Origin of the sequence: Pseudomonas sp. QL9, assembly GCF_041409665.1 — a bacterium.
In the GTDB taxonomy this organism is placed as follows: domain Bacteria; phylum Pseudomonadota; class Gammaproteobacteria; order Pseudomonadales; family Pseudomonadaceae; genus Pseudomonas; species Pseudomonas knackmussii.
This window is the reverse complement of sequence record NZ_CP166971.1, coordinates 4794481-4816166: the sequence shown is the minus strand read 5'-3', so window position 1 is coordinate 4816166 and position 21686 is coordinate 4794481. Positions and strand designations below refer to the sequence as shown.

At 65.7% G+C, this 21686-nt stretch carries 15 protein-coding genes and 3 tRNA genes; 3 read left to right on the top strand and 15 right to left on the bottom strand.

Annotation, left to right across the window (positions count from 1 at the left end; translation table 11 throughout):
- Window positions 1-25: 25 nt before the first annotated feature.
- From ACA097_RS22440 to ACA097_RS22400, 9 genes are all read right to left on the bottom strand, one after another.
- On the bottom strand, window positions 26-2407 hold the full coding sequence (locus ACA097_RS22440) for an RND family transporter (protein ID WP_371366096.1): 2382 nt from the start codon (window positions 2405-2407) through the stop codon (window positions 26-28).
- 14 nt (window positions 2408-2421) lie between these two features.
- Window positions 2422-3504 carry a WD40/YVTN/BNR-like repeat-containing protein gene (locus ACA097_RS22435; RefSeq protein WP_371366094.1) on the bottom strand — a complete coding sequence of 361 codons (1083 nt, stop codon included), beginning with the start codon at window positions 3502-3504 and terminating at the stop codon, window positions 2422-2424.
- A gap of 324 nt (window positions 3505-3828) precedes the next feature.
- Window positions 3829-5796 carry a DUF1302 domain-containing protein gene (locus tag ACA097_RS22430; RefSeq protein ID WP_371366092.1) on the bottom strand — a complete coding sequence of 656 codons (1968 nt, stop codon included), beginning with the start codon at window positions 5794-5796 and terminating at the stop codon, window positions 3829-3831.
- 400 nt (window positions 5797-6196) lie between these two features.
- Window positions 6197-8854: an aminopeptidase N gene (gene pepN, locus ACA097_RS22425; protein WP_371366090.1), complete on the bottom strand. Its 2658-nt coding sequence runs from the start codon at window positions 8852-8854 to the stop codon at window positions 6197-6199.
- 54 nt (window positions 8855-8908) lie between these two features.
- Window positions 8909-9736 (bottom strand): DUF2797 domain-containing protein, encoded by an 828-nt coding sequence (locus tag ACA097_RS22420; protein ID WP_371366088.1) that lies wholly within the window; start codon window positions 9734-9736, stop codon window positions 8909-8911.
- Window positions 9736-9996, bottom strand: a complete 261-nt coding sequence (locus ACA097_RS22415) for a YeaC family protein (protein ID WP_160287758.1) — start codon at window positions 9994-9996, stop codon at window positions 9736-9738. The genes ACA097_RS22420 and ACA097_RS22415 overlap by 1 nt, the downstream gene beginning before the upstream one ends.
- A gap of 137 nt (window positions 9997-10133) precedes the next feature.
- Window positions 10134-10982: a rhomboid family intramembrane serine protease gene (locus tag ACA097_RS22410; protein ID WP_371370561.1), complete on the bottom strand. Its 849-nt coding sequence runs from the start codon at window positions 10980-10982 to the stop codon at window positions 10134-10136.
- 14 nt (window positions 10983-10996) lie between these two features.
- Entirely contained in the window at window positions 10997-11980 is a 984-nt protein-coding gene (locus ACA097_RS22405) for a metallophosphoesterase (RefSeq protein WP_043253540.1), read from the bottom strand.
- The gene (locus ACA097_RS22400; protein ID WP_043253541.1) at window positions 11977-12864 is read right to left on the bottom strand and encodes an NAD(+) kinase; all 888 of its coding nucleotides are present in this window, start codon (window positions 12862-12864) and stop codon (window positions 11977-11979) included. The genes ACA097_RS22405 and ACA097_RS22400 overlap by 4 nt, the downstream gene beginning before the upstream one ends.
- 108 nt (window positions 12865-12972) lie before the next feature.
- On the opposite strand from ACA097_RS22400, the gene ACA097_RS22395 reads away from it, so the two are divergent.
- Complete coding sequence (locus tag ACA097_RS22395) at window positions 12973-13917, top strand: DUF1853 family protein (protein ID WP_371366086.1); 945 nt, start codon at window positions 12973-12975, stop codon at window positions 13915-13917.
- Between the two features lie 77 nt (window positions 13918-13994).
- Here the strand turns inward: ACA097_RS22395 and ACA097_RS22390 are convergent, their stop codons facing one another.
- The 3 genes from ACA097_RS22390 to ACA097_RS22380 all read right to left on the bottom strand — a co-directional run bounded on the left by ACA097_RS22390 (window position 13995) and on the right by ACA097_RS22380 (window position 18604).
- Entirely contained in the window at window positions 13995-14939 is a 945-nt protein-coding gene (locus ACA097_RS22390; protein ID WP_371366084.1) for a 1-aminocyclopropane-1-carboxylate deaminase/D-cysteine desulfhydrase, read from the bottom strand.
- Window positions 14940-16316, bottom strand: a complete 1377-nt coding sequence (locus ACA097_RS22385; RefSeq protein ID WP_043253543.1) for a hypothetical protein — start codon at window positions 16314-16316, stop codon at window positions 14940-14942.
- A 254-nt stretch (window positions 16317-16570) separates the two neighbouring features.
- On the bottom strand, window positions 16571-18604 hold the full coding sequence (locus ACA097_RS22380; protein ID WP_371366081.1) for an FAD-dependent oxidoreductase: 2034 nt from the start codon (window positions 18602-18604) through the stop codon (window positions 16571-16573).
- A gap of 196 nt (window positions 18605-18800) precedes the next feature.
- On the opposite strand from ACA097_RS22380, the gene ACA097_RS22375 reads away from it, so the two are divergent.
- Both ACA097_RS22375 and ACA097_RS22370 read left to right on the top strand, forming a co-directional pair.
- The gene (locus ACA097_RS22375; protein ID WP_371366079.1) at window positions 18801-19919 is read left to right on the top strand and encodes a carbon-nitrogen hydrolase family protein; all 1119 of its coding nucleotides are present in this window, start codon (window positions 18801-18803) and stop codon (window positions 19917-19919) included.
- A gap of 2 nt (window positions 19920-19921) precedes the next feature.
- Window positions 19922-20959, top strand: a complete 1038-nt coding sequence (locus ACA097_RS22370; protein ID WP_371366077.1) for an AraC family transcriptional regulator — start codon at window positions 19922-19924, stop codon at window positions 20957-20959.
- A 261-nt stretch (window positions 20960-21220) separates the two neighbouring features.
- Here ACA097_RS22370 and ACA097_RS22365 read toward each other — a convergent pair.
- The 3 genes from ACA097_RS22365 to ACA097_RS22355 all read right to left on the bottom strand — a co-directional run bounded on the left by ACA097_RS22365 (window position 21221) and on the right by ACA097_RS22355 (window position 21580).
- Window positions 21221-21297, bottom strand: a tRNA-Asp gene (locus tag ACA097_RS22365).
- A gap of 114 nt (window positions 21298-21411) precedes the next feature.
- Window positions 21412-21488: transfer RNA gene (locus ACA097_RS22360), tRNA-Asp, on the bottom strand.
- 16 nt (window positions 21489-21504) lie between these two features.
- A tRNA-Val gene (locus ACA097_RS22355) sits at window positions 21505-21580 on the bottom strand.
- Window positions 21581-21686: the final 106 nt, after the last annotated feature.

Genomic DNA, 21686 nt, shown 5'->3' with positions numbered 1-21686 from the left:
TCTTCTTGCGGGGAACGCCTTTCGATCAGTGCACCAGGATCGAGGCCTTCTTGGTCCGCACCTTCTCCGGATTGATCAGGAAGCGGGCCAGGGCCGGCAGCAGCCAGAGCGCGCCAAACATGTTCCACAGGAGCATGAAGGTCAGCATCAGCCCCATGTCGGCCTGGAACTTGATCGCCGAGAAGATCCAGGTGGCCACGCCGATGGCCAGGCACAGGCCGGTGAAGAGCACGGCCTTGCCGGTGGACTTCAGGGTCTCGTAGTAGGCCTCCTGCAGGCTCAGGCCCATGCGCAGGAAGGACTCCAGGCGGGTGTAGATGTAGATCCCGTAGTCCACGCCGATCCCCACGCCGAGGGCGATCACCGGCAGGGTCGCGACCTTCACGCCGATGCCCAGGGTCGCCATCAGCGCGTTGCCCAGCACCGAGGTGAGGATCAGCGGCAGGACGATGCACAGGGTCGCGGCGAAGGAGCGGAAGGTGATCAGGCACATCACCGCCACGCAGATGTACACCAGGATCAGGATGGTCAGTTCGGACTGCTTGATCACCTCGTTGGTGGCCGCCTCGATACCGGCGTTACCCGCAGCGAGCTTGAACTTCAGGTCGTCCTTCTCGTGGTCCTTGGCGAAGTCCTGCACCGCCTTGACCGCGCGGTCGAGGGTCTCGGCCTTGTGGTCGTTGAGGAACACCAGCAGGGGCGCCAGGGAGCAGCTGCTGTTGTACAGGCCGTCGGCACGGCTGATCGAGTTGTTCAGCACGTCCTTGTTGCGGGACAGGGTTTCCCACTTCAGGTTGCCTTCGTTCATGCCCTTGATCACCTGCTTGGAGACGGTGACCAGGGAAATCGCCGACTGCACGCCTTCGGTGTTTTCCAGCTTCCACGACAGGGCGTCGATGGCATTCAGGGTCTGGTACGACGAGCAGCCTTCAGCCGCGGACTCGACCATCACCACCAGCACGTCGGAGCTGGTCGAGTAGTTGCGGATGATGAAGTCGTTGTCCAGGTTGTAGCGCGAGTCCGGACGCAGCTCCGGCGCCCCCTGGTCGAGGTCGCCGATCTTCAGGTGATGGCCTTGCCACATGCCGCCGGCGAACATGGCCAGGGCGATGAGGATGGAGACCGGGGCCACCTTGGAGTTGGCGAAGTTCGACAGCAGGCGCCAGAACGGATGGTCGCGGACCGCGTCGCGCTTGCTGCGGTCGACGGCGCGCTTGCTGATGCCGATGTAGGAGATCGCGACCGGCAGCAGGATCAGGTTGGTGAAGACGATCACCGCCACGCCGATGGACGCGCCGATGGCCAGCTCGCGGATCACGCCGATGTCGATCACCAGCAGGGTGATGAAGCCCACGGCGTCCGCCAGGATGGCGATCATGCCGGGCAGGAACAGCTGGCGGAAGGTGCGGCGCGCGGCCAGCAGCGGGGTTTCCGCGTCACTGGACTGCAGGGCGATGCCGTTGATCTTCTGCACCCCGTGGGAGATGCCGATGGCGAAGATCAGGAAGGGCACCAGCATCGAGTAGGGGTCCAGCCCGAAGCCGATGGTGTGCAGCAGGCCGAGCTGCCAGATCACCGCCACCAGCGTGGTCGAGAGCACCGCGATGGTCGAGCGCATGCACTTGGTGAACCACAGCAGCAGCACCAGGGTGATGACGAAGCAGATGCCGAAGAAGCCCACCACCATGACCAGGCCGTCGATCAGGTCACCGACCTTCTTGGCGAAGCCGGTGATGTGGATCTTCACGTTGGGGTTCTGCACCTGGTACTTGTCGCGGATCTTCTCTTCCAGTTCATGGGAGAACTGGCGGTAGTCCAGCTTGAGCAGCTTGGACTGGTCCTTCGGATCCGGGTAGACCTCCAGCAGCGGCACGTCGACGATGCTCGACTTGAAGTTGTTCGCCACCAGGCGGCCGATCTGCCCGGACTTGAGCACGTTGTCGCGCAGCTTTTCCAGGGCCTTGGCCGAACCGTCATAAGTCTGCGGGATCACCTCGCCACCGGCGAAGCCTTCCTCGGTCACCTCGGTCCAGCGCACGCTCGGGCTCCACAGCGACTTCAGGCCGGAGCGGTCGACGCCAGGAATGTAGAACACCTCGTCGTGGATCTGACGCAGGGTGTCCATGTACTCCTTGGTGAAGATGTCGCCGTTCACCGCCTCGACGGAGATGCGCACGGTGTTGCCGAGGTTCGACAGGTCGTTGATGTGCGCCAGCATGTTCTGGATGAACGGGTGCTTGAGCGGGATCATCTTCTCGAAGCTGGTGGACGGACGCACCTGAGTCGCCTGGAAGGCGAGGAACAGGGTCACCAGCATGCAGAGTGCGATTACGATCGGGCGGTTGTTGAAGATCAGGCGTTCGAGCAGAGTCGCCTTGTCTTGATGATGTGAGTTCACAGCGTTCATTTCCGCTCCCCGGCTTATTGTTGTTCTGTCAGCTCGGCGCCGGTCGCCGAAGCCAGGTGGATACCGCCCTGCCCGCCCAGTACCAGGTTGCCGTTGCCGGCAGCGACGACGCCGGACAGCGCCAGTCGGTCAGGACGGTTGAAGATGCTGAAGGTCTGGCCGTCGTCCTTGCTCAGCAGCACGCTGCCGCCGTTGCCGACGACGGCGATGCTGCCGTCAGGCAGGAGCGAACCTTCGGAAAGACCGAATTCGAGGTTGCCGTCACCGGAGACCGGCAGCGCGACCTGTTGCCAGTGCTCGCCGAAATCGGCGGAGCGGAACAGGTGGCCCCGCAGGCCGTAGACCAGCACGGTGCCGGCCTGGTTGGTGCCCACGGCGCCGAACAGCGAACCCTCGTAGGGGCCCTGGACTTTCTCCCAGGTGGTGCCCCAGTCCTTGGAACGGAAGATCACCCCGGACTCGCCGACTACCAGCAGGCCGGAATCCTTCACCGCGGTGATGCCGTTGAGGTGCAGTTGGTCCTCGTTGCTCACGCGCTCGCTGATGTCTTCCCAGCTCTTGCCGCCGTCGTGGGTTTCCAGCATGGCGCCATAGGCGCCCACGGCCACGCCGTGGCTCGCGTCCTGGAACCAGACATCCAGCAGCGGAGCCTGACGATTGAGGTCTTCGAACTGACGGGTCCAGGTGCTGCCGCCGTCTTCGGTGGCGAGGATCTGCGAGTCGTGGCCGACCGCCCAGCCCTTCTTCTCGTCGATGAAGAACACCGCGGTCAGCATCTGCTGGGTCGGCACCTTGGCCTGGGTCCAGCTCTGACCGTTGTCATCGGAATAGAGGATGTGCCCGCGATCGCCGACGGCAACGAGCCGCTTGCCGGCATGCGCCAGGCTGAGGATCAGCGAGCTGGAGGCTTTGGCCGAAGCGATGGCGTAGCCGTCGGAAGAATTTTCCGTCGCCGCGTTGGCATGCAACGGGACGTTGGCGATCAGCATCAGGGAGAGAGCGCCGAGCATCGACAGGGTCGTGCGCAGCGAGGAAGGAGAACGCTTGGTCGCGCGGACGGACCCTTCGCTCATGGCGTGCCACAGGGGCTCACGCATATGCCTATACCTCTTCTTTTTATTACAGGCGGATATGGAGTGATCGCTATATAGCCAGCCTTTCCCGAGGCTGACAATTAACCGCGCGTTATCTTTTGTTAAGCATCGGCACGCTCATCCCAAAGCATGAGAAATGGCTACAGGCCAGGTACCACGCGGGTTACAACAGATCGTAAAAAGCTACTGACGGTAACACTCGAAGTGTTTTAGGGGAGCATCTCGGGGCGGGAAGACACAAATGCGGGCAGTCGGATTGTTGCTTGACAGGCAACGGTCGTCGGGAGTGCGCAGCGGCCCCGCGTGTGCGGGACCGCTGGCGGAGGATCAGAAGGAGTACTTGACGCTGACACCGACGTTGTCGCGGTCGCGGGTGGCGTTGTTCTGTCCGGCACCGTAGAAGTCGGTGTACTGGATCTCCCCTTCCAGGCTGTTCAGGTAGGTCGCCTTCAGGCCCAGGGTGTAGGCCTGGCGACCTTCGATGAAGTTGCCGGTCTGGTAGGAGTTGCCCTGGAAGTCGTCGCGATAGACCACGTAGGGCGAGACGTTGATGCCGGCGTACACGTCGTTCCAGGTGCCCGACATGAGCAAGGTGTAGCCGTAGGCATTGCGGTCGACCTGGTCGGCGCGGTCGTAGCCGGAGACGTAGGCGGAGTTGGCGCGACTGGAGTAGTAGCGCACCGAGCCGTCGTAGGCGGTGTACTTCAGGCTGCTGCCGCGCAGCTGCTCGGCGGCGATCTCGGCAACGCCCATCAGCGAGTCGAAGCTCAGCCCCGGGCCGAAGTTGTAGATGGTGCCCAGCGAGCTGTTGAACGCCTCGACCCGCTCGTAGTTGTGGATCTCGCTGTTGAGCGCCACCGGCTTGCCACCGATGTTGACGGTCTTGCCGCTGGCCAGGGCGGCGGCCTGGTTGAGCAGGTCGCCGAGCAGGTCGTTGGTGGTGGCGATGCCGATCGGCAGGTTCGGCCGATAGGCGACTTCACCGAACAGCGAGGCGTTGCCCACAGTGGTGTTGAAGCTCAGGCCGTACATGCGGATGTTTTCCAGGTACTCGCGCTGCGCGGTGACCTGGTTGGCCACGTCGACTGCAGCGGCGCCGTTGACCAGCCCCAGCACCTGCTGCGCACCGGCATTGCCGCCGTTGGCTGCGGCCATCAGCTGGTCATAGGAAGAGAAGCCGCCGAGTCCGGCCAACTGGTCGACGTTCAGGCCCGCGTAGGACGGGTTCAGGTGTGCCGAGATGCTCGGCTCCTTGGCGTGGTAGTTGACGAAATAGAAGCCGAATTCGGTGGAGTTGAGTTGCTCGGCCAGGTAGCGGAAGGCCACGCCGAACTGGCCGTCGTCCTTGGCGTTGATGTCCTTGCCGATGCTGGCAACCTTGAAGATGCCGTTGGAGTCCAGGTAGGAGGTACCCTGCAGGCCGCCGACGTGGGCCGCCGAGAGTTGCGGATAGAGGCTCTGGAACAGCGGGTTCGACAGCGCCGAAACCGTGGTGTAGGCGGTGTTGCCGCCGTCGGCGAAGAGGTCGGTCTCGGAGAAGAAGGTGCCGGCCGGGTCGAGCTTGGTTTCCTTCCAGTTCCATTGATAGAAGGTGTCCATCGACAGATTGTCGGTGAGGCCGAGGTTGAAGCTCACCGCCTCCACCGGCATCAGCACTTCCTTCAGCTCCGAGCCGGGCAGGTGGAAGGCCGAGGCGTTCACCGGGTTGGTGGTGTTCACGCCGCCCCGGTAGAACAGGCCCTCGCCCCAGTTGAACACCTGGCGACCCAGGCGCGCGGAGAGCGGCATCTCGCCCAGGTCCCAGCTGCCGGACACATAGGCGTCGAGGATTTCCATGCCGTTGCCGGCGTTGTCGCGGGTATCGCCGGTGAAGCGGTCGTTGTAGGGGTAGCTCTGGCTCGGCTGCGGCGGCTGGTTGTTGTCGTAGTAGTCGTTGCGCTTGTCCATGATCTGCGTGTCGTAGAACGCCAGACCGCGCACGAACAGGCCGTAGTTGTTGTAGTTGGCCTGCAGGTCGGAGGTGATCTTGTACACCTCCGAGACCAGGCCGGTGTCGAAGTTGCGGTTGCCGTCGTTGCTGTTGATGTCGTTGTTGTTCTTGTCCTGCCCCTGCACCCGCCACAGCGTGCCGTAGGACAGCGTGGTGTCCAGGGAGCCGCTGACCTGGTTGTCGAGCACTTTGAACTCCATGGCGGCGGCCTGTCCGGCCAGCAGCAGCGGCACCAGGCCGGCCAGGGCGAATCCGGCGCGCACGGCGGCGAAACGCAGCGACGCAGGGCGGGAAGAAACACGCATCGAACACACTCCATGACTGATCATCGTTGGCGGCGGCGTCACGGCGGACGCCTGGCGACCGTTTGCTCCACGGCCTTGTTGTCGTCGATCAGCCGCGCCCTTTTCCCCCGCGCGGCGATCCGGCAGGCGCGTTGCAACCCCGATGCCAGAGCGGCGCGTTCGGGGCTACAGGGGAGTTCTCGAGAGGAGCACGGAGCGTGACTGATCAGCCATTGACCAGTTGCCGGTTTTCTTGCCCGATCGGTGCATCGGCATGGCGCGAGCGGACTTTCCCCCAGGCACGCTCTCGCGCTGGGGTTATTCCATCAGGTGCTGGAAAGAGTGGCCTGTAATTTCCACAGGTAACAAAAAAGGTGTTACCAGCTGGGCTGGTAACACCTTTGGCAAGGCTCGCCGAGGGTCAGGCGAGGCTCTTGCTGACCACCTCGTAGACGTCGCTGGACAGCTCGCCGGACGCCAGGATGCGTTCCAGCTCGCCGCGCATCTGCGCCTGCCGGGCCGGCGCGTACTTGCGCCAGCGGGTCAGCGGGCCGAGCAGGCGCGAGGCGATCTGCGGGTTGAGCGCGTTGAGGGTGATCACCTGGTCGGCCAGGAAGCGGTAGCCCGCCCCGTCGGCACGGTGGAAGTTGACCAGGTTCTGGTTGGCGAAGGCGCCGATCAGTGCACGGATCTTGTTCGGGTTCTTCAGGGTGAAGGCCGGATGCGCCATCAGCGCCTGCACGCGCTCCAGGCCGCACGGCAGGGTGCAACCGGCCTGCACGCTGAACCACTGGTCCATGACCAGCGGATCGTCCTTGAAGTAGTCGGCGAACATCTCCAGGCCCTTGGCCTTCTCCGACTCGAACTGCGAGTTGACCAGCACCGCCAGGGCGGTAAGACGCTCGGTCATGTTGTCGCAGGATTCGTACTGCTCCAGGCACGCGGCCAGCACTTCCTGCTTGCCGCTGAGCATCAGGTAGGACAGCGCGATGTTCTGCAGGCTGCGGCGGGCGATCTGCTCGGCCTCGGCCACGTACGGGGTCTTGCGCGAGGCTTCGCGGTTGGCCTGGTAACGCTGCCACAGCGGCTCGTGCAGGGTCTCGGCGATGCGCTGGCGGGCGAACTCGCGGGCGGCGTGGATGGCCTCGACGTCGGCCTCCTCGCTCAGCTCGGTGAGGTACGCCTCGCTGGGCAGCGAGAGCATCTCGGCGACCATCGCCTGGTCCAGCGCGTTGTCCTGCAGCAGGGTGCGGAAGGCCGCGATGAGGCGCTCGTCGAGGACCAACTGCTCACCGCGCTGGTGCTGGCCGATCATTTCCTGGAGCACCTGCACCGAGAGCTGCTGGCCGGCTTCCCAACGGTTGAAGCCGTCCTCGTCGTGCTGCATGAGGAACATCAGCTGGTCGCGGTCGTAGGGGAAGCTCAGCTTCACCGGCGCGGAGAAACCACGCAGCAGCGACGGCAGCGGCTTTTCGGCGAGGCCGACGAAGGTGAAGGACTGCTCGGCCTCGGTCACCTGCAGCACACGGTTGCTGCCGTGGGCGTGTTCCTCGCCCTGCAGGCGCAGCGGCAGCGGGTTGCCCAGCTTGTCCAGCAGGCCCATTTCCACCGGGATGACGAAGGGTTGCTTGTCCTTCTGCCCCGGGGTCGGCGGGCAGCTCTGGCGGAAGGTCAGGGTGTAGGTCTGCGCGGCCGCGTCGAAGGCCTCTTCCACCGCCAGGCGCGGGGTGCCGGACTGGCTGTACCAGCGCTTGAACTGGGTCAGGTCGACGCCGTTGGCGTCTTCCATGGCCTTGACGAAGTCGTCGCAGGTCACGGCCTGGCCGTCATGGCGCTCGAAGTACAGGTCGCTGCCCTTGCGGAAGCCTTCGGCGCCCAGCAGGGTGTGGATCATCCGCACCACTTCCGAGCCCTTCTCGTAGACGGTCAGGGTGTAGAAGTTGGAGATCTCGATGAAGGAATCCGGGCGCACCGGGTGCGCCATGGGGCCGGCGTCCTCGGCGAACTGGTTGGTGCGCAGGAAGGCCACGTCCTCGACGCGCTTGACGGTGCGCGAGTTCATGTCGGCGGAGAACTCGGCGTCGCGGTAGACGGTGAAGCCTTCCTTGAGCGACAGCTGGAACCAGTCGCGGCAGGTCACGCGGTTGCCCGACCAGTTGTGGAAGTACTCGTGGGCCACCACGCCTTCGACGCGCTGGTGCGCGGCGTCGGTGGCGGTCTCGGCCTTGGCCAGCACGCAGCTGGAGTTGAAGATGTTGAGCCCCTTGTTCTCCATGGCGCCCATGTTGAAGTCGTTGACCGCAACGATCATGAAGATGTCCAGGTCGTATTCGCGGCCGTAGACCTTCTCGTCCCAGCGCATGGACTTCTTCAGGCTGTCCATGGCGTGCTGGCACTTGTCGATGTTTTCCGGCTCGACGTAGATGCGCAGGGCGACTTCGCGATCGCTCATGGTGGTGAAGCTGTCTTCCACCGCCCAGAGGTCGCCCGCGACCAGGGCGAACAGGTAGGCCGGCTTCTTGAACGGGTCCTGCCAGGTCGCCCAGTGGCGGCCGCCCTCTTCCGATCCGCTGGCCACCGGATTGCCGTTGGAGAGCAGCACCGGGTACTTGTGCTGTTCGGCCGAGACGGTGGTGGTGAAGCTGCTCATCACGTCCGGGCGGTCGAGGTAGTAGGTGATCTTGCGGAAGCCTTCGGCCTCGCACTGGGTGCAGAACATCTTGCCGGACTTGTACAGGCCTTCCAGCGCGGTGTTGCTTTCCGGGTGGATGCGCACGGTGCTGTCGACGGTGAACTGCTTGGCGGTCGGCTGCAGGGTCAGGTGGCTGTCGTCCAGCTGGTAGTCGCCCGGCTGCAGGGCGCGGTCGTCCAGCGCCAGCGACAGCAGCTCCAGCTGCTGGCCATCGAGCACCAGCGGCGGCAGGCCCTCGCCGCGCTCCGGGTTGCGGCGCATGACCAGCTGGGCGTGGACCAGGGTGTGGTCCTCGTACAGCTCGAAGGTCAGGTTGGTCTCGTCGATCAGGTACTCGGGCGCCTGATAATCCTTGAGGTAGATGACTTTCGGTTGCTCGGTACGCATGGCTCGTGGCCCCTTGGCAGGCGGCCGGCGGATCGCGCCGGCCGGGAGAACAAGTTAAGCACTCACGGCGAGCTGGTAGGCCGTGTATTTGCGGATGTTGATGACGCCGGTGTCGAGGATCAGGTACTGGCCCTTGATGCCTTGCAGGGTACCCTCCACCACCGGCGTCTTGTCCAGATCGAGGCTGGCGATCTTCGCCGGATAGGCCTGCACCGGGTAGGCGATCTCGATGGGTTCGATGTCGCTCACCGGCTGGATGGCCTGCAGCCCGAAGCGCTGCTGCAGCGCCATGATGCCTTCGGCGCACTGGTCGAAGAGCTGCTCGCGGATCGCCACCAGGTCCAGGGCCTCGGCTTCGCCCTTGAGCAGGGCGCGCCAGTTGGTGCGATCGGTCACCTGGCTGCGCAGCACGTCCTCGACGAAGCCGGACTGCTGCCGGGTGGCCACGCGCATGATCGGCAGGGCCTGGCGCGCGCCCTGGTCGATCCAGCGGGTCGGCACCTGGCTGGCGCGGGTGATGCCCACCTTCACGCCCGAGGAGTTGGCCAGGTAGACCACGTGGTCGGTCATGCAGAAGCGTTCGCCCCACTCCGGCTCACGGCAGGTGCCTTCGTCGTAGTGGCACTTCTCCGGGCTCATGATGCAGCTGTCGCACTGCGCCAGCTTGGTGAAGCACGGGTAGCAGTAGCCCTGGCTGAAGCTCTTCTTGGTCTTGCGTCCGCAATGGCAGCAGTTGATCTCGCCGAGGAACTCCAGGCGAATCGTCTTGCCGAGCAGGGGGTTGACCGGAACTTCCGCCTCGCCGAGGCGGAAGGCGTACTGCACGAGGCTTTCAAGGCGCGCCGACATCTTGCTCAGGGCGCCGCGTCCAAGCTCCTGCATCAGTGCAGGGTGTTGGTCGAGAAGAGGATGTTCGGGATCGGCTCGGCGTGCGAGGCGCACTCCTGCGGGCCCATGTAGCCGGTGCGCTGGTCTTCCGGGAGGTTCTTCAGCTCCCAGGCGATCACCGCCTGCAGCGACAGCTCCTTCTGCTCCTGGGTCAGCTTGCGGCCGTCAGGCCACTTGCCGATCTCCACGGCGAGCTTGAGGCTCTCGTAGAGCTCGGGGGTGATGTTCTGGATCATTTCGGCGAAGGACGACATGGGCCGACTCCTGCTGTAGGGCAAAGCCGGCATTCTACCGGGCCGGGCGCTTCGGCGCACGGGCGCAGGTCAGACGGTGCTCTTGGATATTCGTAGGATGGGTTTCGCTTCGCTCAACGCCATCCTAGGCCGCCCCGTCACATCCCCTTGCGGCGAGCCAGCAGCCCGCCCAGTGCGCCGGTCGCGCAGCCGACCACCAGTCCGCCCACGTGCGCGCCATTGGCAATGGAGCCGAAGCCGAGCAGGTCGATGACGCCCGACAGGCACACCAGCAACCAGATCAGCATCATCCCCACCACGCCCTTGGGCAGGCGGTAGGCCGGGGTCGGCGCCAGCAGCTGGAAGATCCAGCAGTGCCCGAGCAGGCCGTAGAGCACGCCGGACAATCCGCCGAACAGGCTCGGCCCGGAGACCATGTACTGCACGACGTTGGACACCAGGCCGACACCCAGGCTCAGGCCCAGCAGCATCAGGCCGCCCTGGCGGTACTCGATGCGCCGGCCCAGCTCCCAGTACCACATGGCGTTCATCGCCAGGTGCAGCCAGCCGAAGTGCAGCAGCATCGGCGTCAGCAGGCGCCACCACTGCCCTGCGGCCAGGCCGTCGACCAGCGGAATGAACATCACGTGGTCGCTGCCGACCAGTTGGAAGTCCTGGAAGGTGAACCAGCGCAGGGTCGCCGGGTTGGCGCCGAGCAGCGTAACGGCAGCAACCACGAAGGTCACCAGCAGCACCGCCGCGGTCATCTTGCTCAGGCGCAGCTGTTCGAGGAAACCGGGGCCGCGCTGCGGCTTCCAGGCCGGCGCCGTCAACTCGGGATCGCCCTGGGGATAGCGCTGGTAGAGGCTGCGCACCTGCTCGGCGAGCTCCTCATTGGGTACCCAGAGCACCTGCTCGCCGGATTCCTCGCTAACTCGGAAGGGCACATTCAAACGCTGCAGCAGGCCGACGAAACCGGCCAAGTCCTCGCTCAACGGCAGGCGCATGGCTACCACTGCGGTCACTGGTCCTCCTCAGGACGTTTCACATCCACCCAGACGAATTTGTCGCGCTGCAGGCGCGTTTCCTGGTCCAACCGATAGGCCACCAGCTTGCCGTACATGACCGCGCTGTAGTCCAGGCAGGCCAGGTTCGGACGGATCGGCGCCGGCGTGCCGCGTCGCCAGTAGTGGCCGACGAACAGCAGCGGCTGGTCGGCGCCGTAGCTCAGCAGCGAGGACTTCTGCTCTGCGCTCAGGCGCTCGCTGGCCACCTCGTCGGGCAGCGCGTCGGGTTGGAAGACGATGTCGCCATAGGTTTCGGGCTCGCGATCCTCTTCCCAGAACTTGGTGCGGAAGAAGGCACGGGTGTAGCCGTCGCTGCTGGTCAGCGTAAGACCCTTGGGCAGGCGCATGTCGGTGCCGCGCAGCAGGCGGTTGCAGGCCTGGTAGGCGAAGCTGCCATGCTCGGCGGAGGCCTGCAGGAACGCCTCGTCGATGCGACCGTCGGGGAATTGCTCGCGTAGCGCCTCGATCAACTCGCCATCCCAGCAGGCGTGGACCATGCGGAAGCGCCCGGCGTCGAGGAACAGCGGCAGGTCCTGGAACCAGGCGAGAAAGTCGCGCCAGTCGCCGGGATGCTGCTCGAACTGGTCGAGGGTTTCCTGGATCAGCCGGGCGTGCCGCGGCGTGTGCTCGCGCACGTACTGGCGACCGCTGCCGGGCGCTGCCGGCGTGGCCCAGCCGAGCAGGTTGAACTCGTGGTTGCCCATGATGCACAGGGCTTCGCCGGCGGTGACCATATCGTGCACCCGGTGCAGCGCCTCGCGGATGCGCGGACCGCGGTCGACGAGGTCACCGAGGAACAGTGCCTGGCGTCGCGGATGCCGCCACACGCCGCCCTGCAGGCGGTAGCCCATCTGCTCCAGCAGGCGGTCGAGGGTATGTGCACAGCCGTGGACGTCGCCGATCAGGTCGTAGCCACGGCCCGGGTCGAGTTCGCTCACTCGTTGCTCCCGAGGCGGCTGCCCCAGCCCAGCTTGGTCCGGCAGACCTCGTAGTAGTTGTGGTCGATCGGGTGGATCAGGCGCAGCTTGTGCGGCTTCTTGCTGACCGTGACGATGTCGCCCGGGGCGCAGGTGAAGTGGTTCTGCCCGTCGCAGGACACCTGCGGGTAGATCTGCATGTTCGGCGACACCACGATCTTCAGCTCGCTGTTGCCGTCGACCACGATCGGGCGGCCGGAGAGGGTGTGCGGGTACATGGGGACGATGACGATGGCATCGAGCTTGGGATGCATGATCGGCCCGCCGGCGGACAGCGAATAGGCGGTGGAGCCCGTCGGGGTGGCGACGATCAGGCCGTCGGCCTTCTGGCTGCAGACGAACTGGCCGTCGATGTGCAGCTCGAACTCGATCATCCGCGTCGATTTGCCCGGGTGCAGGACCACGTCGTTGAGCGCGTCGCCCTGGCCGATGGACTCGCCGTGGCGGCGCACCTGGGCATCGAGCAGGAAGCGGCTCTCGACGATGTACTGGCCGCCGAGCACCTCGGCTACCTTGGTTTCCAGTTCGTCCGGGCGGATGTCGGTGAGGAAGCCGAGGCTGCCGCGGTTGATGCCCAGCACCGGCACCTTGTGCCGGGCCAGTGCGCGCGCCGCGCCAAGCATGCTACCGTCGCCGCCGACCACGATGACCAGGTCGCAGATCTCGCCCATGATCTTCCGCGAGCAGGTCTGCAGGCCGTGGCCGGGAAGCACTTCGGCGATGGTGTCCTCGAGGATCACATGCAGGTGCCGCTCGGTGAGGAAGCGCTTCAGGCGGCGGATGGTTTCCAGCACCTGGGTGCTGCCAAGGCGGCCGATGATGCCGATATTGCGAAAGGGTTCCATGAGACTTCCTGACGGCGGTGCAAGGCGGGAATGCATGGAATTATGGGGGAAACCCCCGAACAGCGGCAAACCCGCGCGGTTGCTGCACCCAGGGGCTAGGCTGCACAGATGACCTCGACCACCGACCTGCTTGACGAATTGCTCGCGGAACTGCGCCACCCGCAGGTTCGCGACCTTGCCTGGACACTCCTCTCCCCGCCCCTGCTGAGCCAGACCGATCGCCCGCAGCGCCATCCGCTGGCGGCCAGTCGCTGGCTGGCCCAGCCGCAACACCTGGCCGACTGGCTGCGCCAGCAGGATCGCGCGCCCGAAGCATTGGTCAACCAGCTGCAGGCCGCTCCGCAACAGCGCCTGGGCCGTTACTACGAGCGGCTCTGGCAATTCGCCCTGGAGCGGGCGCCGGACCTGCGCCTGCTCGGCGCCAACCTGGCGGTGCGCGACGACGGCCACACCCTGGGCGAGCTGGACCTGCTGCTGCAGGACGACGACGGCCTGCACCACCTGGAGCTGGCCATCAAGCTCTACCTCGGACCGGCACGCCAAGGGCCGCACGAATGGCTCGGCCCGGGCGCGGAAGACCGCCTGTCCAACAAGCTGCGGCACCTCTACGAGCACCAGTTGCCGTTGTCTTCCAGCGAGCAGGGACGGGCCGTGGTGCGCACCTTGAGCCCGGAGCCGGCGCAGTCCGCCCTCTGGCTCGGCGGCTACCTTTTCTATCCCTGGCCCGGAGAATGCGAAGAGCCGGACGGCGCCAACCCGGAGCACCTGCGCGGCAGCTGGCTGCATCGCCGAAACTGGCCGCTGTATCGCGCCCAGGGCAGCGGCCGCTGGCAACCCCTGCCCCGCACCGAATGGCTGGCGCCGGCGCGCAAGGAAGCGGCGGATTGCTGGCCGGACTCGACCTTCGACGCCTGGCTGGAAGCGCTTGCGGAAGACGCCTTCCCGCAGCTGCTGGTGCGCCTGGAGGAACGCGCGGGTGTCTGGCACGAGGCGGAACGGTTGTTCCTCGTAGGCGACGAGTGGCCCAGGGTGCACAACGGCTACAACCGCTAACGCTGCCAGTGCGTTGTAGGAGCGAGTTTGCTCGCGAAGCGCCGCCGCAGGCACATCGTTCGCGAGCAAGCTCGCTCCTACGAAAGCAGTGGTCGCAAACGTTCTTCCATGGCGCGCCGCCCCTGCAAGCCGCCGCTGTGCACGGCGATCAGGCGACTGCCTCGCGGCACCCGCCCGGCGACGACTTCGTCATGCAGCGCAAGCAGCAGCTTGCCTGTGTAGAGAGGGTCCAGCGGCACGCCGCAGCCTTTCTCGAAGTCAGCCATGAAGCGCGCCAGAGGCGCATCGACCTTGCCGAACCCACCACGACTGGCATCCAGCAACCGGTAGCCGATATCGCCGTGCCCGGACTCCGTCAGCAGCCGCGGCAGCATGGCCTCGACGCCATGCCCAGGCGGCACCGCGAGCGCACCGACGACGGGATGCGCACCCGCCTCGCCCAACACCAGCCCGGCCAGGGTGGTGCCAGTGCCGCACGCCGCCCAGAGCTGGTCGTAATCGGGCCAGCCCAGCTCCGACAGCTGCTCGCGCAGCGCAGTCAGCAGATCGGCACATCCCAGCGCACCGGGCAGCCCGCCCCCGCCTTCGTCTACTGGCAGCAGCTGCGGATAGCGCTCCCGCCAAGGCAGCCAGAAGCCCTCGGCATGACGTTCGCGATAGCCGGCGTAACCGAGCCAGTGCAGTTGGATGCCGAACTCGCGCAGGTCGCGCACGGTCGGGGTGTCCTGCTCGTTACCGCGCAGCAGGCCGACCGTTTCGAAGCCGAATCGCGCACCGGCGGCTGCCAGCGCGTGCAAATGATTGGAATGGGCGCCGCCCAGGCTCATCAATCCGGACAGGCCCTGCTCGGCTGCCTGACACAGATAGGGCGCGAGCTTGAACCACTTGTTGCCCGAAACCAGCGCATCGACTTGATCCAGACGCAGAAGCGCCAGCTCGACGCCCGCGCCTTCGAGCCAGTCCAGATGAACGGGGTGCAGCGGCGGACGCGGCCGCCAGTCGGGGAACAGCAGGCCAGCCATCTACCGCGAAGTCACTCCGCGCAGACGACCGACATTCTTGTGCCGGCTGCAGCAGTTGCTTTCGCCTTCGACGAAGCGCCCGGGGGTATCCACGCGGTCGATCGGCAATGCACAGCGCTCGCCGTTGGACAGCCGACCGTCGCAGGTCGGTTGCTGGTAGTGGGCCAGCCACTGGCAGTACTGGCTTTCCGAGACGAAGCACTTGGCCGCGGCGTAGGCCATGGGATTTTCCTGGTAGCGGGCGATGTCCTGCAGCGCAATGGTCAGGTGCCCGGCGCCGGGATGGTAGACGACGAAGATCACGCCCAGCTCGGAGAGGCGCGCCAGCGCCGCGTTGTCATCTGCCTTGGCGGCCTGCGCGGCAAGCTCCTGGCGCAGTGACTCGTTATCCCGCTGCAGCTGTTTGTCCAGCTCGTTGCGATAGCTCAGCTCGGCATCGCGAATGGCCAACTGCTCCTTGTAGTGCGCAGTGACCGACGCGACCTTGGCATCGGCTTCGGCCGCGAACTGGGCACGCAGTTCGTCCAGCTCGGCGCGACCTTGTTGCTCGATACTGCGTAGCTGCGCAGTGAGCTCTTCGCGCCCACGCTGGAAGCCGCTGAGGCGCTCGTCGAGCTCCTTGCGCAGCTCCGCATTGATCTCTTCTTCACGCGAAAGTCCCAGGCGCAGCGCCGAAAGCTCGGCCTGCAGGACCTGCAATTGCTCCTCGGCGCTCAGGCGCAGGCGCTGGACCTCGTCCTGGTGCTGCTGGCTGAGGCTGGACAGCCGCGACTCCTGCTGGCTGAGCAACTCGGCGGTCTTCTGCTGGTGTTCCTCGAGCATCGCCTGGGCCAGCTTCTCGGCCTCCTCGCGAGCCGCTTCGGCCGGGGCGTACCACTGGTGCTCGGCGGCCATCTGCAGGCGCTCCGGCGCCACCACGGCCGGCTCCTCCTCGGCCAGGATGCCGAGCTGGTTGCGCTTGATGGCGTCGCGCATCATCACCAGGTGGTTGCTGCCCGCTACCAGGCTCGGGTCCCACAGGTGCATCTGGTGCCAGGACACCGGGCATTGGCTGCGGCAGGCCAGGCGGATCGGCCCTGCGCCCATGTCCGGCCCGCGCCCGGCGCGCTCGGCGAGCTTGCGCAGCGGCAGGTTCCAGCCCCGGTCGGCCTCGCCCTTCTCGTCGAAGTCCAGGTAGAAGAACACGGTGGCCTTGACCAGCAGGCGCGGGTTGATCAACACGTAGGCCAGGCGCATCTGCTGGTCGGCGTATTCGGGGATGTGCACCACGTTGTCCAGCAGAGCCTCGAACTCCGGGTAGAGCATTTGCTTGCAGACCCCGTGATCATTGAAGAAGACCACGGCCTCTACCATTTGCGGCTTCTTCTGAATGCTCATGCATGGACCTCTGGCCAGTACGGAGAACGCAGTGGAGGACGCCTTGCGGCGGCGTCTGACAGGGGGCTGGAGCCCGGCTGGAGGCAAGTCTAGGGGAAATACGGCGGCCGGCAATGTGACTGGGTTGGCACTCGACCCGCCGGCAGTAGGAAGGGGATGTACGACACGACCAAAAGTGTGAAGCGGTCGCCGCTTCGCTCATGCGGCGGCCGCCAACCGTCGGGACGAGGGCCGCAGCCCTCGCCCCTCCGGAATCAGAGCTCGGCCGCCAGGCGCGAGCCCTGGTTGATGGCGCGCTTGGCATCCAGCTCGGCAGCAACGTCGGCGCCACCGATCAGGTGCACGCTCTGCCCGGCGGCGACCAGGCCGTCATGCAGCTCGCGCAGCGGCTCCTGGCCGGCGCAGACGATCACGGTATCCACCGGCAGCACCTGCGCTTCGCCACCGGCGACGCTGATGTGGAGGCCGGCATCGTCGACCTTCAGGTATTCGACGCTGTTGAGCATCTGCACCTGCTTGTTCTTCAGGCCGGTGCGGTGGATCCAGCCGGTGGTCTTGCCCAGGCCGTCGCCGACCTTGGACTTCTTGCGCTGCAGCAGGAATACCTGGCGCGCCGCGGCGTGCGGCTGCGGCTTGATGCCGGCGATGCCGCCGCGGGCTTCCAGGCCCTCGTCGATGCCCCACTCCTTCCAGAAGGCGTGGCGATCCAGGCTGGTGGATTCGCTGCCGTGGGTGATGAACTCGGAGACGTCGAAACCGATGCCGCCGGCGCCGATCACCGCGACCTTCTGCCCGACCGGCTTGCGTTCGAGGATGGCGTCCAGGTAGCTGATCACCTTGGCGTTATCGATGCCGGGGATCGCCGGGGTACGCGGGACGATGCCGGTGGCCAGGATGATCTCGTCGAAGCCGCCCTTGGCCAGGTCGTCCGCCGACACGCGGGTGTTCAGGCGCACGTCGACGCCGGTGGTTTCCAGCTTGCGCTTGAAGTAGCGCAGGGTCTCGTAGAACTCTTCCTTGCCCGGCACACGCTTGGCCACGTTGAACTGCCCGCCGATCTCGCCGGCAGCGTCGAACAGGGTCACGGCATGGCCACGCTCGGCAGCCACGGTGGCAGCGGCCAGGCCGGCCGGGCCGGCGCCGACCACGGCGATCTTCTTCACCTGGGTGGTCGGGATGTAGTTCAGCTCGGTCTCGTGGCAGGCACGCGGGTTCACCAGGCAGCTGGTGAGCTTGCCGCCGAAGGTGTGGTCCAGGCACGCCTGGTTGCAGCCGATGCAGGTGTTGATCTCGTCGGCGCGGCCTTCGGCGGCCTTGTTGACGAAGTCCGGATCGGCGAGGAACGGACGGGCCATGGAAACCATGTCGGCGTCGCCCTCGGCCAGCACCTGCTCGGCCACTTCCGGGGTGTTGATGCGGTTGGTGGTGATCAGCGGGATGCCCACCTCGCCGCGCAACTTGGCGGTGACCTTGGTGAAGGCCGCGCGCGGCACCTTGGTGGCGATGGTCGGGATGCGCGCTTCGTGCCAGCCGATACCGGTGTTGATGAGGGTGGCGCCGGCCTTCTCGATGGCCTTGGCCAGCAGGACGATCTCGTCCCAGGTGCTGCCGCCCTCGACCAGGTCGAGCATCGACAGGCGATAGATGATGATGAAGTTCGGGCCTACCGCTTCACGCACGCGGCGGACGATCTCCACCGGCAGGCGCATGCGGTTCTCGTAACTGCCACCCCAGCGGTCGGTGCGCTGGTTGGTGTGGGCGACCAGGAACTGGTTGATGAAGTAGCCTTCCGAACCCATGATCTCGACGCCGTCGTAGCAGGCCTCCTGGGCCAGGGACGAGCAGGTGACGAAGTCCTGGATCTGCTTCTCGATGCCCTCCTCGTCCAGCTCGCGCGGCTTGAACGGGTTGATCGGCGCCTGGATGGCCGAAGGCGCGACGGATTTCGGGCTGTAGGCATAGCGACCGGCGTGGAGGATCTGCATGCAGATCTTGCCGCCCGCTTCATGCACCGCCTGGGTGACGACCTTGTGCTTCTCGGCCTCTTCACGGGTGGTCAGCTTGGCCGCGCCAGCGTAGACGCCACCTTCCTCGTTCGGACCGATGCCGCCGGTGACCATCAGGCCAACGCCGCCGCGGGCGCGCTCGGCGAAGTACGCCGCCATGCGCTCGAAGCCGTTCGGGCGCTCTTCCAGGCCGGTGTGCATCGAGCCCATCAGGGTGCGGTTGCGCAGGGTGGTGAAACCCAGGTCCAGGGGGGCGAGCAGGTGCGGGTAAAGGGCGGTCATAGATCCTCCACAACAGGCATGGCGATTCACGGATGCCGGAGCCTCGGACGGGCCACGGTCGGTATGCGGCAGACTCTAAGCAGCACCCGAGCCCCACTCAATGATCGAAAATGACAAGTTACTGATCCTAGATGACACCCCGACTTGGCAAGTGCCGGCGTCTCCCCTACCCTGACGGACAGTCCCGGAGCAACGCATGCGCAAGCTGATCTTCCTCGTCCTGATCACCCTCTTCGCCGGTTACGCCGGCTGGGCCGAACGGCGTCCGGTCGGCCACTACCTGTCCGACCTGCGCAGCCAGGTGGTGCTGAACGTCGGCGCCCCCTCCGAACGCGGCAACCTGCTGGGCATCCAGCCCGAACTCTTCAACGGCGACTACCAGAGCGCCGCGCGCCTGCGCCTGAAACTCGCCGCCTATCTGCAGAAGGCCCGCGAAGCGAACCTGCTCGGCCCGCGCACCGTGGTGGTGTTTCCCGAGCACATCGGCACCTGGCTGGTCGCCGCCGGCGAGAAGCCCGAGGTCTACAGCGCCACGAACCTGAACGACGCCATGCGCTGGATGGCCATCAGCAACCCGCTGAAGGTGGCGCGCGGCTGGCTCTCCGCCAAGGGCCAGGACCGCCTCGCCGACGCCCTGTTCCGCATGAAGGCGGTGGACATGGCGCACGACTACCAGAGCATCTTCGGCAGCCTCGCCCGGGAATTCGGCGTGACCCTGGTGGCCGGCTCCATCGTCCTGCCCAACCCCTGGGTCGAGGACGGCGTGCTGCGCACCGGCAACGGCCGCCTGTACAACGTCAGCCTGGTGTTCGGCGCCGATGGCCAGCCCCTCGGCGAGCCACAGCGCAAGGTCTACCCCGTCGACTCCGAGAAAGGCTTCATCCGCGCCGGCCACAGCGACAACCTGCAAGTACTGGAAACCCCTGCCGGCCGCCTCGGCGTGCTGATCTGCGCCGACAGCTGGTATCCGATCAACTATGCGGTGCTCGCCACTTCCAAGGTGGAGCTGATCGCGGTGCCGGCCTTCCTTTCCGGCAACGATCAGTGGCGCCAGCCGTGGCACGGCTACAATGGCGCGGCGACACCCGCCGACGTGCAGCTCAAGCCCGGCGAACTCAGAGAAGGCGAGGCCTGGGAGCGTCTGTCCCTGCCCGGCCGCCTCGGCACCAGCGGCGCCCATGCCGGCATCACGGTATTCCTCCGCGGCCAACTCTGGGACCTGGGCAGCTCCGGCCCCGGCATGGTGGTCGGCGGTAGCTCGCACCAACTGGCCGAAGACGGCCCGGGCGCGCGCCTGATCAACCTGTGGCTGTGAGCATGAAGCCAAGCGGCATGCGCCTCGGCGACCTGTCCGTGGGCTTCGTCCATGGCCTGGCCGACGCCTTGCGCGACTGCGGCCTGCAACCCCAGGCACTGCTCGAACAATACGGCCTTGATGCCGCGCGCTTCGCCGAGCCCGGCGGACGCCTGTCGATTCCACGCTACATGCGCCTGGGCCACGCCGCCATCCAGCTCAGCGGCGACCCCGCGCTAGGGCTGCGCATGGGCCAGTTCAGCCGCATCCAGCAAGTCGGCCTGGCAGGCGTCACCGCCGCCCTGGCGCCCGACCTGCGCGCCGCCAGCCGCGCCCTGATCCACTTCGAGCCGCTCTATGCGCAGAACTATCGCGGCCGCTCCAGCCTGCACGAAGATTCCGGCGGCGCCTGGCTGAGCTTCTACTCGATCAGCCCCTACAACGCCTACAACCGCTTCGTGGTGGATTCGGTGCTAGCCGGCTGGCTCAGCTACCTGAGCCACGTCGCCGGCCAGTCCGTACGTGCGCAGAAGGTGGAAATCGAATACCCCGCGCCCGAGTACGCTGCGCGCTACGAGGAGTTCTTCGGCTGCCCGGTGGAGTTTTCCGCCGGAGCCAATCGCCTGCGCCTCGACCAGCCGACGCTGGCCGCGGGCAACCGCGAGCATTGCCCGAGCACCTGGCGGCAAATGCTGGAAATCTGCGAGAAGGAGCTCGACCAGCTGACCCGCACGCGCACCCTGCGCGAGCGCGTGGTGCAACTGCTGGGGCCGCTGCTGAATGGCCGCGAGCCAGACCTGGAAGAGGTCGCCGCGCGACTCAAGCTGCCGACCTGGACGTTGCGTCGCAAGCTGGCCGAAGAGGGCACGCAGTTCCGCACCCTGCTCAACGAGACTCGCCGCGACCTGGCGATGATCTACATCCGCGACACCGACCTGGCCTTCGGCGAGATCGCCTACCTGCTTGGCTTCGCTTCGGCCGAGGCTTTCCAGCGCGCCTTCAAGCGCTGGAGCGGACTGCCGCCGGGCGAGTACCGGCGCTCCCAGCGCCAGGGCGCCTGATCACATCTCGGTGGCGTCGTCGGCCGGCTCCGGCGCATCCGCTTCGGCGCGGTGTTCTTCGAGCAGTTCTTCCTGATAGTCGTCCATTTCCGATTCTCCTGACCGTTTGATCCGGTTTTAGCAGAGCATCGGCTAAAAGCCTAGACAGCTTCGGTAACGATCATGTGACAGGAAGACGCACTCTCCCGCTGGCAAGACGAAAGGATTTTTCCGGGGCAAATGAAAAAGCCCCCAGGTATTTCTACCTGAGGGCTTCGAATATGGCGCAGCGGACGGGACTCGAACCCGCGACCCCCGGCGTGACAGGCCGGTATTCTAACCGACTGAACTACCGCTGCGCGTCGGCTGGACATGACGTCCAAAGGGTGTTGCAGCCTTCCAACTTCCTGTTGCCACGGAGCTTTCACTCGACGTTGCTTGAGTTCAGGGCAGTGAACTCCAGGAGGGGAAGATGGCGCAGCGGACGGGACTCGAACCCGCGACCCCCGGCGTGACAGGCCGGTATTCTAACCGACTGAACTACCGCTGCGCGTAACTTGCGAGATTGGTGGGTGATGACGGGATCGAACCGCCGACCCTCTGCTTGTAAGGCAGATGCTCTCCCAGCTGAGCTAATCACCCTTCGTCTCGAAGTGGGGCGCATTCTACCGACGGCAGATCCTAAGTCAATGCCCTGATTGAATTTTTTTTGAAAAAACTGCGATTGGCGATTTTTCCACCAAAGCAA